11 protein-coding genes are annotated in these 13,823 nt (G+C 66.9%); 4 read left to right on the top strand and 7 right to left on the bottom strand.

Features of this window, described 5'->3' with window-relative positions; genetic code table 11:
- Positions 1-41: 41 nt before the first annotated feature.
- The 3 genes from VXM69_RS23970 to VXM69_RS23960 form a co-directional block, all read right to left on the bottom strand.
- The gene (locus VXM69_RS23970) at positions 42-1,352 is read right to left on the bottom strand and encodes a replication-associated recombination protein A (RefSeq protein ID WP_034187350.1); all 1,311 of its coding nucleotides are present in this window, start codon (positions 1,350-1,352) and stop codon (positions 42-44) included.
- 176 nt (positions 1,353-1,528) lie between these two features.
- Complete coding sequence (lolA, locus tag VXM69_RS23965) at positions 1,529-2,218, bottom strand: outer membrane lipoprotein chaperone LolA (protein ID WP_034187349.1); 690 nt, start codon at positions 2,216-2,218, stop codon at positions 1,529-1,531.
- A gap of 46 nt (positions 2,219-2,264) precedes the next feature.
- On the bottom strand, positions 2,265-4,574 hold the full coding sequence (locus tag VXM69_RS23960; protein WP_034187348.1) for a DNA translocase FtsK: 2,310 nt from the start codon (positions 4,572-4,574) through the stop codon (positions 2,265-2,267).
- Between the two features lie 338 nt (positions 4,575-4,912).
- Here VXM69_RS23960 and trxB point away from each other — a divergent pair, with 338 nt between their 5' ends.
- The 3 genes from trxB (at position 4,913) to VXM69_RS23945 (ending at position 7,400) form a co-directional block, all read left to right on the top strand.
- Complete coding sequence (trxB, locus tag VXM69_RS23955; RefSeq protein WP_034187347.1) at positions 4,913-5,875, top strand: thioredoxin-disulfide reductase; 963 nt, start codon at positions 4,913-4,915, stop codon at positions 5,873-5,875.
- A gap of 135 nt (positions 5,876-6,010) precedes the next feature.
- A complete protein-coding gene (locus VXM69_RS23950) occupies positions 6,011-6,790 on the top strand; it encodes a Smr/MutS family protein (RefSeq protein ID WP_049030588.1) in 780 nt (259 codons plus the stop codon).
- Positions 6,750-7,400 carry a trimeric intracellular cation channel family protein gene (locus VXM69_RS23945; protein WP_049030589.1) on the top strand — a complete coding sequence of 217 codons (651 nt, stop codon included), beginning with the start codon at positions 6,750-6,752 and terminating at the stop codon, positions 7,398-7,400. Before VXM69_RS23950 ends, VXM69_RS23945 begins: the two co-directional genes overlap by 41 nt.
- Positions 7,401-7,493: 93 nt before the next feature.
- Here VXM69_RS23945 and VXM69_RS23940 read toward each other — a convergent pair whose 3' ends face one another.
- The 4 genes from VXM69_RS23940 to VXM69_RS23925 all read right to left on the bottom strand — a co-directional run bounded on the left by VXM69_RS23940 (position 7,494) and on the right by VXM69_RS23925 (position 11,896).
- Positions 7,494-8,612, bottom strand: a complete 1,119-nt coding sequence (locus VXM69_RS23940) for an ABC transporter ATP-binding protein (protein WP_034187345.1) — start codon at positions 8,610-8,612, stop codon at positions 7,494-7,496.
- Between the two features lie 112 nt (positions 8,613-8,724).
- Positions 8,725-9,582, bottom strand: coding sequence for a carbohydrate ABC transporter permease (locus tag VXM69_RS23935; RefSeq protein ID WP_011544828.1), 858 nt, complete (start codon positions 9,580-9,582; stop codon positions 8,725-8,727).
- Positions 9,572-10,510 carry a carbohydrate ABC transporter permease gene (locus VXM69_RS23930; protein ID WP_034187344.1) on the bottom strand — a complete coding sequence of 313 codons (939 nt, stop codon included), beginning with the start codon at positions 10,508-10,510 and terminating at the stop codon, positions 9,572-9,574. The genes VXM69_RS23935 and VXM69_RS23930 overlap by 11 nt, the downstream gene beginning before the upstream one ends.
- Before the next feature lie 138 nt (positions 10,511-10,648).
- Positions 10,649-11,896 carry an ABC transporter substrate-binding protein gene (locus tag VXM69_RS23925; RefSeq protein ID WP_034187343.1) on the bottom strand — a complete coding sequence of 416 codons (1,248 nt, stop codon included), beginning with the start codon at positions 11,894-11,896 and terminating at the stop codon, positions 10,649-10,651.
- Between the two features lie 430 nt (positions 11,897-12,326).
- On the opposite strand from VXM69_RS23925, the gene zwf reads away from it, so the two are divergent.
- Positions 12,327-13,796 carry a glucose-6-phosphate dehydrogenase gene (gene zwf, locus VXM69_RS23920; protein WP_034187342.1) on the top strand — a complete coding sequence of 490 codons (1,470 nt, stop codon included), beginning with the start codon at positions 12,327-12,329 and terminating at the stop codon, positions 13,794-13,796.
- Positions 13,797-13,823 lie beyond the last annotated feature (27 nt).

Here is a 13,823-nt window from a genome sequence, read left to right as displayed (position 1 = left end):
GCAACGGCGGCGACGACCGAACCGGCCCGCGCAACGCGCGGTCAGTCCTTCTTGCCGGCCTCGCGGTCGAGTTCGCGCAGCCACGCGAGCTTGTCGGCGATCTTCGATTCGAGCCCGCGCGGCACCGGCTGGTACCAGCGCGGCTCGCGCATCCCGTCCGGCAGGTAGGTCTCGCCGGCCGCATACGCATTCGGCTCGTCGTGCGCGTAACGGTACGCGTGGCCGTAGCCGAGTTCCTTCATCAGCTTGGTCGGCGCGTTGCGCAGATGCACGGGCACCTCGCGCGACTTGTCCTGCTTCACGAACGCCATCGCCTGGTTGAACGCGTTGTAGCCGGCGTTGCTCTTCGCCGCGCACGCGAGATAGATCACCGCCTGCCCGAGCGCGAGTTCGCCTTCCGGCGAGCCGAGCCGCTCGTAGGTTTCGGCCGCGTCGTTCGCCACCTGCAGCGCGCGCGGATCGGCGAGCCCGATGTCTTCCCATGCCATCCGCACGATGCGCCGCGCGAGATACTTCGGGTCGGCGCCGCCGTCGATCATCCGGCAGAACCAGTACAACGCGCCGTCCGGGCTCGACCCGCGCACCGACTTGTGCAGCGCCGAGATCTGGTCGTAGAAGTTGTCGCCGCCCTTGTCGAAGCGCCGTGCGTTCAGCGTCATCGCGCTGCTGACGAAATCGGCGTCGATCGTCGCGACACCGGCCGACGTCGCCGCCGTCTGCGCCTGTTCGAGCAGGTTCAGGAAGCGGCGCGCATCTCCGTCCGCATAACCGACCAGCGTATCGATCGCCTTGTCGTCGAACGCGAGGCCGTCGAGCGCGATTTCCTGCGCGCGCTTCAGCAACTGCCGCATCTCGTCGTCGTTCAGCGACTTCAGCACGTACACCTGCGCACGCGACAGCAATGCCGAGTTGACCTCGAAGCTCGGGTTCTCGGTGGTCGCGCCGATGAAGGTCACGAGACCCGACTCGACGAACGGCAGCAGCGCATCCTGCTGCCCCTTGTTGAAGCGGTGGATCTCGTCGACGAACAGGATCGTATGGCGGCCGGTGCGGTTCAGCGTGTCCTTCGCCTGCTCCATCGACTCGCGGATGTCCTTCACGCCGCCGAGCACGGCCGACAGCGCGATGAACTCGCAGTCGAACGCGAGCGCGGTGAGGCGCGCGAGCGTCGTCTTGCCGACGCCGGGCGGCCCCCACAGGATCATCGAATGCGGCTTGCCCGATTCGAACGCGAGCCGCAGCGGCTTGCCTTCGCCCAGCAAATGCGTCTGGCCGATCACCTCGGCGAGCGTCTTCGGCCGCAGCGCCTCGGCGAGCGGGCGGCGCGGCTCGACTTGAAACAGGTCGGACATGAACCCTCGCTCCACATCAAACGATGGCGGCCGAACCGGCCGCCGGACCCGACATTATGACAGCCGCGCGACGGCGCCGCCGCGCCCGGTGCCCACGCCCGATGCCCGCAGGCGGAAACGACACGGGCCCGCCGTCGCCGGCGGGCCCGTTGCGAAAACGCGGCGCGCGGCGCCGGTCAGCCGGTGATCACGTCGGCGCCCTTCGGCACCACGAACTTGAACGTATCGCCCTTCAGCGGCGGGTTCGTCTGGATGTTCGTAAACGTCAGCAGCGTGACGTTGCCGAACACGTCGTGCAGTTCCATCGCGGCGAGCGTGCCGTTCCGGAAACCGATGCCGATCCGCTGGAACTGCGTGTCCTGCGCCTTCGGCAGCATCTCGAGCCACTCGATGCCGCCCTTCTCGCCGGCATCGCGCAGCGTGTAGTTCTTGTCGAGATCGTTGCTGCCGAACAGGATCGCGGCAGGGCTCGCGCCCAGCGCGCCGTTCAGCTTGCGCTCGGTGACCTGGTTCAGGTCGCGGTCGAACACGTACAGCTTGTCGCCGTCGGCCTGCAGCACCTGCTGGTACGGCTTCTGGTACGTCCAGATGAACTTGCCCGGCCGCGCGAACACGAACGTGCCGCTCGAATTGTCGGTGGGCTTCGGCGCGGCCTGCGCGGCGCTCGCGCCCTTGGCCGGCGCCTTGACGATCTGCTGCGTGAAATCGCCTTTCGCCGAACGCACCTGAGACACGAAGGCCTTCAGCTGCTCGGTGCCGCCCGCGAACGCGTGCGTCGCCGCGAGCATCAGCGATGCGCCGGCAAGCGCCGCGCCGAGCCAGCGCCGCGTCGAACGAAGGGACATTGCGAACGAAAGTTGCTGCATATTGCGGTTTTCTCCGTGGGTGGCCGGCGCGGCGGGCGCCGCGGACTCATTCCGCGTCGCGCGCCGGCACAAGAATTTCGCGGTTGCCGCTCGACGACATCGCCGACACGAGCCCCGATTGTTCCATCTGCTCGAGCAGGCGAGCCGCGCGGTTGTAGCCGATCCGCAGATGACGCTGCACGAGCGAGATCGACGCGCGGCGGTTCTTGATGACGATCTCGACCGCCTGGTCGTACAGCGGATCAGACTCGCCGCCGCCTTCGCCGGTTCCCGCGCCGGCCGAACCCTCGTCGCCGTCGGCGGTGCCGCCTTCGAGCAGGCCCTCGACGTAGTTCGGCTCGCCCTGCTCCTTGAGCTTCTCGACGACGCGATGCACTTCGTCGTCGGCGACGAACGCGCCGTGCACGCGCACCGGCAGCCCGCTGCCGGGCGGCAGGTACAGCATGTCGCCCATCCCGAGCAGCGATTCGGCGCCCATCTGGTCGAGAATCGTGCGCGAGTCGATCTTCGACGACACCTGGAACGCGATCCGCGTCGGCACGTTCGCCTTGATCAGGCCCGTGATCACGTCGACGGACGGACGCTGCGTCGCGAGGATCAGGTGGATGCCGGCCGCGCGCGCCTTCTGCGCGATCCGCGCGATCAGTTCCTCGACCTTCTTGCCGACCACCATCATCAGGTCGGCCAGTTCGTCGATCACGACGACGATGTTCGGCAGGCGGCCGAGCGGTTCGGGATCCTCGGGCGTCAGGCTGAACGGATTCGGGAGCTTCTCCTCGCGCTTCGCCGCCTCGTCGATCTTGTTGTTGTAGCCGGCGAGGTTGCGCACACCGAGCTTGCTCATCAGCTTGTAGCGGCGCTCCATCTCCGCGACCGTCCAGTTCAGCGCGTGGCCGGCCTGGCGCATGTCGGTGACGACCGGGCACAGCAGGTGCGGAATGCCTTCGTAGACGCTCATTTCGAGCATCTTCGGATCGATCAGGATCAGGCGCACCTGCTCGGCGGTGGCCTTGTACAGCAGCGACAGGATCATCGCGTTGATCCCGACCGACTTGCCCGAACCGGTCGTGCCGGCCACCAGCAGGTGCGGCATCTTCGCGAGATCCGCGCACACCGGCTTGCCGCCGATGTCCTTGCCGAGGCTCAGCGTCAGCGCCGACGGGGCGGCCGCATACACCTCGGAACCGATGATCTCGGACAGGTGCACGGTCTGGCGGCGCTGGTTCGGCAGCTCGAGCGCCATGTAGTTCTTGCCGGGAATCGTCTCGACGACGCGGATCGATACGAGCGACAGCGAGCGCGCGAGATCCTTCGCGAGATTGACGATCTGACTGCCCTTCACGCCGGTGGCCGGCTCGATCTCGTAGCGCGTGACGACCGGGCCCGGATACGCGGCGACAACGCTCGCCTCGACGCCGAAATCCTTCAGCTTCTTCTCGATCAGGCGCGACGTGAATTCGAGCGTATCGGCGGAAATCGCTTCCTGCGTCTTCGGCGCGGGATCGAGCAGCGACACCGGCGGCAGCGTCGAGTCGCCCGGCAGGTCGGTGAACAGCGGCACCTGGCGCTCGCGCTCGACGCGCTCGGACTTCGCCGGCGTGACGACCGGCGGCACGATCGTCACCGGCTCGTGATCCTCGATGCGCACGCGCTCCTCTTCGACCTTGCCCTCGCGGCGCACGGCCGCGGCCTCGCCGAGCTTGCGGTCGCGTTCGGCCTCGCGGCGCAGCTTCGCGACGTTGACGGCGGACAGGATCGCGCCGCCGACGCGCTCGGCGACCGACAGCCACGAGAAGCGGAAATACAGCGACAGGCCGATCGCCAGCGCGATCAGCAGCAGCAGCGTGCCGCCGGTGAAGCCGAACGCGTGCGACATCGCACCCGCGACGGCTTCGCCGACGACACCGCCCGGCGCGCGCGGCAACTGCACCTTCAGCGACCACATGCGCAGCGCCTCGATGCCGTCGCACGCGAGCACGACCAGCACGAACGCAAAGATTTCGGTGAGCCAGCCGATCGGCCGCTCGGGTTCGTCAGGAATCGCCTCGTGGCGCGTGATGCGGCGGTAGTTGACGGCGATGCGCCGCCCGAGCGGCACGATCAGCCAGTAGGCGGACAGGCCGAACAGCAGCAGGATGATGTCGGCCGTCCACGCGCCGACGCGGCCGGCCCAGTTCGAGATGTGATCGACCTGGGCGGCGTGCGTCCAGCTCGGATCGCGCCGGCTGTAGCTCAGCAGGGCCATCACCAGAAAGGCGCAGAGCGCGACCTGGAGAATCCAGCGGATCTCCGTGAGGAGCTTCGACATCCGGTGCGGCAACGCCTGTGCCTGGGCGGAATAAGGAGCTTTTGCCATGAATCCGTATAAAGAGGACGGGCCGTGCGCCCGCCTGTCGTTCGATCCCGCTTATTGTAAACGCTGCACCGTGCCGCCAAGTGTAAATGACGGTTACATAACGGGGACGGGATGCCGAAGCGGCCGCCTCGGGCCCGCCGGGCGCCCGTTGCCGCCGCGCCGGCACCGCCGGGCCGCCCCGACACGCTATCGCGGCGATTGAAACTCTCGTTCGGCAACGCAGCAACGGGGCCTTTATAATGCGCGTCTGATACCCATCTATGACGGCATCCCGGTCAACCCGGATCGTACGGCGAGCCCTACCCCGCCCGCCGCGGCCGCCTTTTACGGATTCGCACATGTCCACGCCCAAACACGCCAAAGTCCTGATTCTCGGTTCCGGCCCCGCCGGCTACACGGCTGCCGTCTATGCGGCTCGCGCCAACCTGTCCCCGGTGCTGATCACCGGCATCGCGCAGGGCGGCCAGCTGATGACCACGACCGACGTCGAAAACTGGCCGGCCGACGCGAAAGGCGTGCAGGGTCCGGAGCTGATGGCGCGCTTCCTCGAGCACGCCGAGCGCTTCAACACCGAAATCGTCTTCGACCACATCCACACCGCGAAGCTGCACGAGCAGCCGATCCGCCTGATCGGCGACTCGGGCGAATACACGTGCGACTCGCTGATCATCGCGACCGGCGCGTCCGCCCAGTATCTCGGCCTGCCGTCCGAGGAATCGTTCATGGGCAAGGGCGTGTCGGCCTGCGCGACCTGCGACGGCTTCTTCTATCGCGGCCAGGAAGTCGCGGTGATCGGCGGCGGCAACACGGCCGTCGAGGAAGCGCTCTACCTGACGGGTATCGCGAAGAAGGTGACCGTGATCCACCGCCGCGACAAGTTCCGCGCGGAGCCGATCCTGATCGACCGTCTGCTGGAAAAGCAGAAGGAAGGCGTCGTCGACATCAAGTGGGATCACGTGCTCGACGAAGTGACGGGCGAGGATTCGGGCGTCACGGGCCTGCGCATCAAGAACGTGAAGACCGGCGCGACGGAAGACCTCGCCGTGCAGGGCGTGTTCGTCGCGATCGGCCACAAGCCGAACACCGACCTGTTCCAGGGCCAGCTCGAGATGAAGGACGGCTACATCCTGACGAAGAGCGGCCTGCACGGCAACGCGACGTCGACGAGCGTCCCCGGCGTGTTCGCCGCGGGCGACGTGCAGGACAACGTGTATCGCCAGGCGATCACGAGCGCGGGCACGGGCTGCATGGCCGCGCTCGACGCGCAGCGCTACCTCGAAAGCCTGCACGACAAGAAGTAAGCCGCGAGCCTTGCCGCGCCGGGCGCTACAATGGCGTCCGCTGCCGCGAAGCGGGCCCGACCGGAAAGCCGCTGCCGCCGTGCAGCGGCTTTTTTTTGCCCGCGCGCCCGAACGCGCCTGCCCTGTTACCGAATCATGGCGAAGAACCAGCCCCATCCGAGCGATCCCGCGAAGCGGAAGATCGCTGCCCGCCCCGCGAACCCCGCGCCGGCCGCCCCGCCGCCCGCGCCCGATCCGGCCGCGCTGCGCGGCCAGGGCCTCGCGGGCCTCGGCGCATTGCGCCAGTCGCTGCAAGGCGAAGCCGATCGCCGCGAACGCGCGCGCGTCGAAACCGCGAAGGCCGAGCGCAAGGCGGAAGCCGACGCGAACCTGTTCCGCAACGAAATCGGCGCGATCCGGCCGCTGAACGCGCCGCCGCGCGCGTCGTCGGGCCGCACGCCGCCCGACCCGGTGCCGAAGCAGACGCAGCGCGACGAGGAAGCCGTGCTGAACGCGACGCTGTCCGACGAATTCGATCCCGAGACGCTGCTCGACAGCGACGACTCGCTGTATTACCACCGCCCCGGCATCAGCCGCGACGTCGTGCGCAAGCTGAGAAGCGGCGCGTGGATCGTGCAGGCGCAGATCGACCTGCACGGAATGCGGCGCGACGAGGCGCGCGACGCGCTCGCCGAATTCATCCGCGAAGCCGGCAAGAAGGGGCTGCGCTGCCTGCGCGTGATCCACGGCAAGGGGCTCGGCTCGATCGGCAAGGAACCCGTGCTGAAGGGCAAGGTGCGTGCGTGGCTCGTGCAGAAGGAAGAAGTGATCGCGTTCTGCGAGGCGCGCGGCAACGACGGCGGCGCAGGCGCGGTGCTCGTGCTGCTGCAGCCGCATGCGGCGCCGGCCGAGCGGGGGCCGCGTGCCGCATCCTAGGCTGACGCTCGCGATCGCGGTACTGGAGGCGATCGCCACGCTGGCCTTCGCGATTTCGGGCTTCATCGAGGCGCGCAAGAACCGCCTCGACTCGGTCGGCACGTTCGTCGTCGCGCTCGCGACCGCGTTCGGCGGCGGCACGCTGCGCGACATCCTGCTCGAGCGCCGGCCGTTCTACTGGGTCGTGCACGACGACTACGTGATCGCGATCTTCGTGCTCGCGCTGTTCGCGCCGTTCGTGCTGCGGATGCTGTCGCGGCTGTCGGCCGAACGGCTGCTGCTGATCGCCGACGCGATCGGGCTCGGCATCTTCAGCATCTCGGGCACGGCGATCGCGCTCGACGCCGAGATGCCGCGCTTCATCGCGGTGATGATGGGCGTGATCACCGGTGTGGTCGGCGGGATCGTGCGCGACGTGCTGTGCAACGACATCCCGCTGATCCTGCGCGATTCGCGGCCGTACGCGACCTGCGCGTTCGTCGGCTGCTGGTTCTACCTGCTGCTCGTGTGGCTGCAGTTCGACTCGGTGTACAGCGTGCTGCTCGCGACCGGCTTCATCCTCGTCGCGCGGCTCGCGACGTTCAAGTTCGACGTGCGGCTGCCGCACTGATCGCGCCGCCCGCGGCCGCGTCGGCCGCATCGCCCAGACAAAAGGGGCCGTTCGACACGGCCCCTTTCCCTTTCGCGCGGCACTGCCGCCGCGTCACGCGATCCGCTCTTCCGACGCCGGATCGAACAGCACGGCCTTCGACACGTCGAACAGCAGCGACTGCGTCTGCCCCGGCTGCGGGTTCGCGGCCGGATGCACGCGGCTCACGATCCGCTTGCCGTTCACCTGCGCGAACACGTGCGTGTCCGGCCCGGTCGGCTCGGTCACGTCGACGCGCACGTCGATCGGCTGCAGCGTCGACGCCTCGCCGTGGTGCGCGTTGCGCGCGTCGGTGATGCGCTCCGGGCGCAGGCCGAGGATCACCTCGCGGCCGACGTGGCCGTTCATCCGCTTCGCATCGAACGGCAGGTTCAGCGCGCTGCGCGCGAGGCCCGTGTCGATCTCGAGCGCGATCCCGCTGCCCTGCTCGACCAGCTTGCCGTTGATGAAGTTCATCGGCGGCGCGCCGATGAAGCCGGCGACGAACAGGTTCGACGGCGAATCGTAGATCTCCTGCGGCGCGCCGAACTGCTGGACCACGCCGTCCTTCATCACCGCGATCCGGTCGCCGAGCGTCATCGCCTCGATCTGGTCGTGCGTCACGTAGACGATCGTCGTGCCGAGGCGCTGGTGCAGCAGCTTGATTTCCGCGCGCATCTCGATGCGCAGCTTCGCGTCGAGGTTCGACAGCGGCTCGTCGAACAGGAACAGCGACGGATCGCGCGCGAGCGCGCGGCCCATCGCGACGCGCTGGCGCTGGCCGCCCGACAGCTGGCCCGGCTTGCGGTCGAGCAGGTGCTGGATCTGCAGCATCTGCGACACGCGGTCGACGATCTGCTGCTGCTCGCTCTTCGGCACCTTGCGGATGTTCAGGCCGAACGAGATGTTCTCGCGCACCGTCATCGACGGATACAGCGCGTACGACTGGAACACCATCGCGATGTCGCGATCCTTCGGCGACAGGTCATTGACGACCTTGCCGTCGATGCAGATCTCGCCGCTCGTGACGGTCTCGAGCCCGGCGATCATGTTGAGCAGCGTCGACTTCCCGCAGCCCGACCCGCCGACCAGGATCAGGAACTGACCGTCCTCGATCTCGATGTCGACACCCTTCAGGACCGGCACCCCGTTCGGGTAGGTCTTGTACACGTCACGGATGGAAAGGCTTGCCATGCTGTGAATCCTCTGTCTCGTCTCGCGCGGCGCCCTCGGGCGCCGCGTCGGGTTCGTTTCGATGCGCCGCGCGTCGTGCGCGGCCGGTTCGTCGTATCGGAAAAAGCCGCGCTTACCCCTTCACCGCGCCTGCCGTCAGCCCGCGCACGAAATAGCGGCCGGCGACGATGTAGACGAGCAGCGTCGGCAGCGCGGCGATGATCGCGCCGGCCATGTCGACGTTGTATTCCTTCACGCCCGTCGACGTGTTGACGAGGTTGTTCAGCGCCACCGTGATCGGCATCGAATCGACGCCGGAGAACACGATCCCGAACAGGAAGTCGTTCCAGATCTGCGTGAACTGCCAGATCAGGCACACCATGAAGATCGGCAGCGACACCGGCAGCAGGATCTTCGTGAAGATCGTGAAGAAGCCCGCGCCGTCGATGCGCGCAGCCTTCACCAGCTCGGCCGGCACGCTCACGTAGAAGTTGCGGAAGAACATCGTCGTGAACGCGATCCCGTACACGACGTGCACGAACACCAGGCCCGGAATCGTGTTGGCAAGACCGAGCATCCCCTGCAGGCGAGCCATCGGCAGCAGGATCACCTGGAACGGGATGAAGCAGCCGACCAGCATCATCGTGAACAGCGCGTCCGCGCCGCGAAAGCGCCAGTGCGTGAGCACGTAGCCGTTGAACGCGCCGATCAGCGACGAGATCAGCACGGCCGGAATCACCATCTGCAGCGAGTTCAGGAAGAACGGCTTCATGCCGTCGCAGCGCACGCCGGTGCACGCGCCGCTCCACGCCTTCACCCACGGGTCGACCGTCCACGTGGTGGGCGGCGTCAGCAGGTTGCCGGTGCGCAGCTGGTCGAGATCCTTGAACGACGTCGACAGCATCACGTAGATCGGGAACAGGAAATACAGCGCGAACAGGATCAGTGCCGCATAGATCACTGCCCGGCTGATCGTCATCTTAGGCTGCATTGCGGGTGCTCCTCGATTCCATATACATCAGCGGCACCAGCACCGCGACCACGGTCGCGAGCATCATCACCGAGGACGCCGCGCCGAGCCCGAGCTGGCCGCGGTTGAACGAAAACGTGTACATGAACATGGCCGGCAGCGACGACGACGTGCCCGGCCCGCCCGCCGTCAGCGCGACGACGAGGTCGAAGGTCTTGATCGTGATGTGGCAGAGGATCAGCAGCACCGAGAAGAATACCGGGCGCATGCTCGGGATCACGATCTTGCGGTAGATGGTCGGCAGCGTCGCGCCGTCCACCTGCGCGGCCTTGAAGATCTCGCTGTCGACGCCGCGCAGCCCCGCCAGGAACAGCGCCATCACGAAGCCGGTCGACTGCCACACGGCCGCGATCACCACGCAGAAGATCGCCTTGTCCGGATCGTCGAGCCAGCCGAACGAGAAGCTCGTCCAGCCCCAGTCGTGCATCACCTTCTCGAGGCCGAGGCCCGGGTTCAGGATCCACTGCCACGCGGTGCCGGTGACGATGAACGACAGCGCCATCGGGTACAGGAAGATCGCGCGCAGCGCGCCTTCGTTGCGGATGCGCTGGTCGAGCAGGATCGCGAGGAACAGCCCGAGCGCGACGCAGATCGCGATGAACGGAATCCCGAACCAGCCGAGGTTCGCGGCGGAGGTCCACCACACGTCGTTCTGGAACAGGTCCGAGTAACGGCCGAAGCCGTCGAATTCGTAGTTCGGCAACAGCCGCGAGCGGGTCAGCGACAGATAGCCGGTAATCAGGATGAAGCCGTAGATGAACACCACGGCGATCGCGACGCTCGGCGCAAGCACGAGCTTCGGAATCCAGCGATCGGCGAAGGCCGACATCGGCGACGTACGCCGCGCGGCGGCAGCGCCGGATCCGTTTCCGCTAAGAGGGGCAGCCACTTGATTCGACTCCTGGAACGAGGGCGACGCAGGCCGGGCCGGCGCCGGGTACGGCACGGGCCCGCGGGCGAGCCCGTTTGCTGCACTTGCAAAAACGCCCGGCCGACGAAGCGTTTCCGGCCGGGCGCCTGTCGCGCGTTACTTGACCTTCGCGGCCTTCGCAAGCGCGGCGACCGCGCTCTTCGAATCCTGCTGCGAGTTCATGAACTTCGTGACGACGTCGGTGATCGCGCCGGCGGTCGCGTCGCTTTGCGCCATGCCGTGCGCGAGCGACGGCACGAAGCCGCCCGACTTGATCGCGGTCTGCTCGTCGGCGTACGACTTCTTCGCGCAGTCGTCGAACTTGTCCATCTTCACGCCGAGGCGCACCGGCACCGAGCCCTTCAGCAGGCTGAACTGCTCCTGGAAGTCCGGCGTCATGATCGTCTTCGCGAGCGCGAGCTGGCCCGGCGTGGCGTTCTTCTCGCCCTTCTGCTGGAAGAACACGAACGAGTCGACGTTGAACGTGTACGCGTTCGCCGTACCCGGCACCGCCGCGCAGATGTAGTCCTTGCCCGCCTTCTTGCCGGCGTTCTCGAACTCGCCCTTCGCCCAGTCGCCCATGAACTGCATGCCGGCCTTGCCGTTGATGACCATCGCGGTCGCGAGGTTCCAGTCGCGGCCGTTACGGCCCGTGTCGAAGTAGCCCTGGATCTTGCGCACCGTGTCGAACACGGACAGCATCTGCGGCGACGTCAGCGTCGCCTGGTCGAGGTCGACCAGCGCCTTCTTGTAGAACGCCGGGCCCTGCGACAGCACGACGTCTTCCCACAGCGTCAGGTCCTGCCACGGCTGGCCGCCCATCGCGACCGGCTGGATGCCCGCGGCCTTCAGCTTGTCGGCCACCGCGAAGAATTCGGGCCAGGTGGTCGGCACCTTCGCGCCGACCTTGTCGAGCGCGGCCTTGTTGATGTACAGCCAGTTCACGCGGTGCACCGAGAACGGCGCGGCGACGGTATGGCCCTTGTACTTGATGATCTTGTCGATTTCCGGCGGCAGGTTCTGCTTCCAGTCGCCGGCGGCGGAATCGATGTTGACGAGCACGCCCTGGTCGGCCCAGTCCTGGATCAGCGGGCCCTTGATCTGCGCGGCCGACGGTGCGTCGCCGCTGATCACCTTGGTCTTCAGCGCGGTCATCGCCGCGGCGCCGGCGCCGCCCGCGACCGCGAAGTCCTTCCACACGTAGCCCTGCTTCTGCAAGTCGTCCTTCAGCACGCCGACGGCCTTCGACTCGCCGCCCGAGGTCCACCAGTGCAGCACGGTTACATTCTCGGCTGCCTGCGCCGCCACGGCGCCAGCCATCAGACCCGCGGCGCAGAGCGCGCCCATGATCGAGCGAACTTTCATTACTTATCTCCTCCAGACTGAATCAACTCGTGAGGTTCCCTGACCGGGAACCGGCTTCTTGATAAACGACGGGGAAATCGAGCCGCGGGACGCATGCAGCGTACGGGCCGATGACCGGCCGGGCTCTTACAGAAAGCGTGAATCGAGATTCAACGGCGTGTCTCCTCTTTGTGTTTCTGGCCCGCCGCGATGATGCGACGCGAGCCCGGGGCCGACGACGCGCGGACGATGCGCGCCGCCAATGTCCGATAACATTCGGCACAAGGCGCTCCCGAAGGCGAAGCTCGCGCAGTTCATCGACCGCACATCTTTTTTTCTTCACCCAGGTGCTACCCCTTGCGGCGGATTGTAGTTAAACTACAATTCAGTGTCAAAAATATTTTTATCGCACTACGGATCGCTTCCCAGCACCCCAACACGGCGGAGACACATGCATACCGATTCCAGCTTTACCTTCGTCCTTTTCGGCGGCACCGGCGATCTGTCGATGCGCAAGATCCTGCCCGCGCTGTTCGAAGCGCACCGCGCGAACATGCTCGCGGAGAGCGGCCGGATCGTGGCCGTGGCGCGACACGAATCGGATCGGGCGGCCTATCTCGAATGGGTCGATACGCACGTGAAGCCGCATGCGGCAAAGGCCGCCGGCAACGCGCTCGACGAAGCCGCATGGAAGTCCTTCCTCGACCGCATCGAATACGTGAAGCTCGACCTCGGCCGCGCGGAAGACTACGTCGTGCTGCGCGATGCGATCTCGTCGCTGCCGGGCATCCGCGTGTTCTATCTCGCGACGGGCCCGTCGCTGTTCGTGCCGATCTGCAAGGCGCTCGCGTCGGTCGGCCTGAACGAAGGCGCACGCATCGTGCTCGAGAAACCGCTCGGCTACGACCTGAAATCGTCGAACGCGATCAACGACGCGGTCGGCGAGATCTTCGCGGAAGGCCAGATCTACCGGATCGACCACTACCTCGGCAAGGAGCCGGTGCAGAACCTGCTCGCGCTGCGTTTCGGCAATGCGCTGTTCGAGCCGCTGTGGCGCCGCGAATGGGTCGAGAGCATCCAGATCACGATCGCCGAGGAGCTCGGCGTCGAGGCGCGCGGCGATTTCTACGACAATACCGGCGCGCTGCGCGACATGGTGCAGAACCACCTGCTGCAACTGCTGTCGATCGTCGCGATGGAGCCGCCGCATTCGATGGATTCCGACTCGGTGCGCGACGAGAAGCTGCGCGTGCTGCGCGCGCTCAAGCCGGTCGATCCGCGCGACATCGGCAAGGTGGCCGTGCGCGGCCAGTATCATGCGGGCGTGATCAAGGGCGCGCAGGTGCCGGCCTACGCGACCGAGCCGGGCGTGAAACCCGACAGCCAGACCGAAACCTTCGTCGCGCTGAAGGTCGAGATCGAGAACTGGCGCTGGGCCGGCGTGCCGTTCTTCCTGCGCACCGGCAAGCGTCTGGCCGACCGCGTCGCGGAGATCGTCGTCAACTTCCGCCCGGTGCCGCACTCGGCACTGGGCCCGACCGCGCTGCGTCCCGGCTCGAACCGCCTCGTGATCCGGCTGCAGCCGAACGAGACGATCCGCCTGTACTGCCTCGCGAAGCAGCCCGGCGAAGGGATGAACCTCGCGAGCGTGCACCTCGACCTCGCGTTCGACCAGTTCTTCAAGGAAGGGCAGATGGAGGCGTACCAGCGCCTGCTGCTCGACGTGATCAACGGCCGGCTCGCCCTGTTCGTGCGGCGCGACGAACAGGAGGCCGCATGGCGCTGGGTCGAGCCTATCCTGAACGAATGGGCGCGCTCCCTGAAGCCGCCGAAGCCGTACGCGGCGGGTACGTGGGGGCCGGCCGCGTCGAGCGCGATGCTCGCGCAGCACGACACCTGCTGGCTCGAAGAAGAGAACTGATGCAAACCGTTGCCGGGCACGATCGTG

The sequence above is a fragment of the Burkholderia sp. Ed8 genome, assembly GCF_040761425.1.
GTDB classification, from domain to species: Bacteria; Pseudomonadota; Gammaproteobacteria; order Burkholderiales; family Burkholderiaceae; genus Burkholderia; species Burkholderia seminalis.
This window is presented reverse-complemented; position numbering and strand designations above follow the sequence as displayed.

Bases quoted from the DNA above. Each gene is read 5' to 3' on its own strand.
- VXM69_RS23970 (WP_034187350.1), bottom strand. From the start codon at position 1,352: ATGTCCGACCTGTTTCAAGTCGAGCCGCGCCGCCCGCTCGCCGAGGCG.
- lolA (WP_034187349.1), bottom strand. From the start codon at position 2,218: ATGCAGCAACTTTCGTTCGCAATGTCCCTTCGTTCGACGCGGCGCTGG.
- VXM69_RS23960 (WP_034187348.1), bottom strand. From the start codon at position 4,574: ATGGCAAAAGCTCCTTATTCCGCCCAGGCACAGGCGTTGCCGCACCGG.
- trxB (WP_034187347.1), top strand. From the start codon at position 4,913: ATGTCCACGCCCAAACACGCCAAAGTCCTGATTCTCGGTTCCGGCCCC.
- VXM69_RS23950 (WP_049030588.1), top strand. From the start codon at position 6,011: ATGGCGAAGAACCAGCCCCATCCGAGCGATCCCGCGAAGCGGAAGATC.
- VXM69_RS23945 (WP_049030589.1), top strand. From the start codon at position 6,750: ATGCGGCGCCGGCCGAGCGGGGGCCGCGTGCCGCATCCTAGGCTGACG.
- VXM69_RS23940 (WP_034187345.1), bottom strand. From the start codon at position 8,612: ATGGCAAGCCTTTCCATCCGTGACGTGTACAAGACCTACCCGAACGGG.
- VXM69_RS23935 (WP_011544828.1), bottom strand. From the start codon at position 9,582: ATGCAGCCTAAGATGACGATCAGCCGGGCAGTGATCTATGCGGCACTG.
- VXM69_RS23925 (WP_034187343.1), bottom strand. From the start codon at position 11,896: ATGAAAGTTCGCTCGATCATGGGCGCGCTCTGCGCCGCGGGTCTGATG.
- zwf (WP_034187342.1), top strand. From the start codon at position 12,327: ATGCATACCGATTCCAGCTTTACCTTCGTCCTTTTCGGCGGCACCGGC.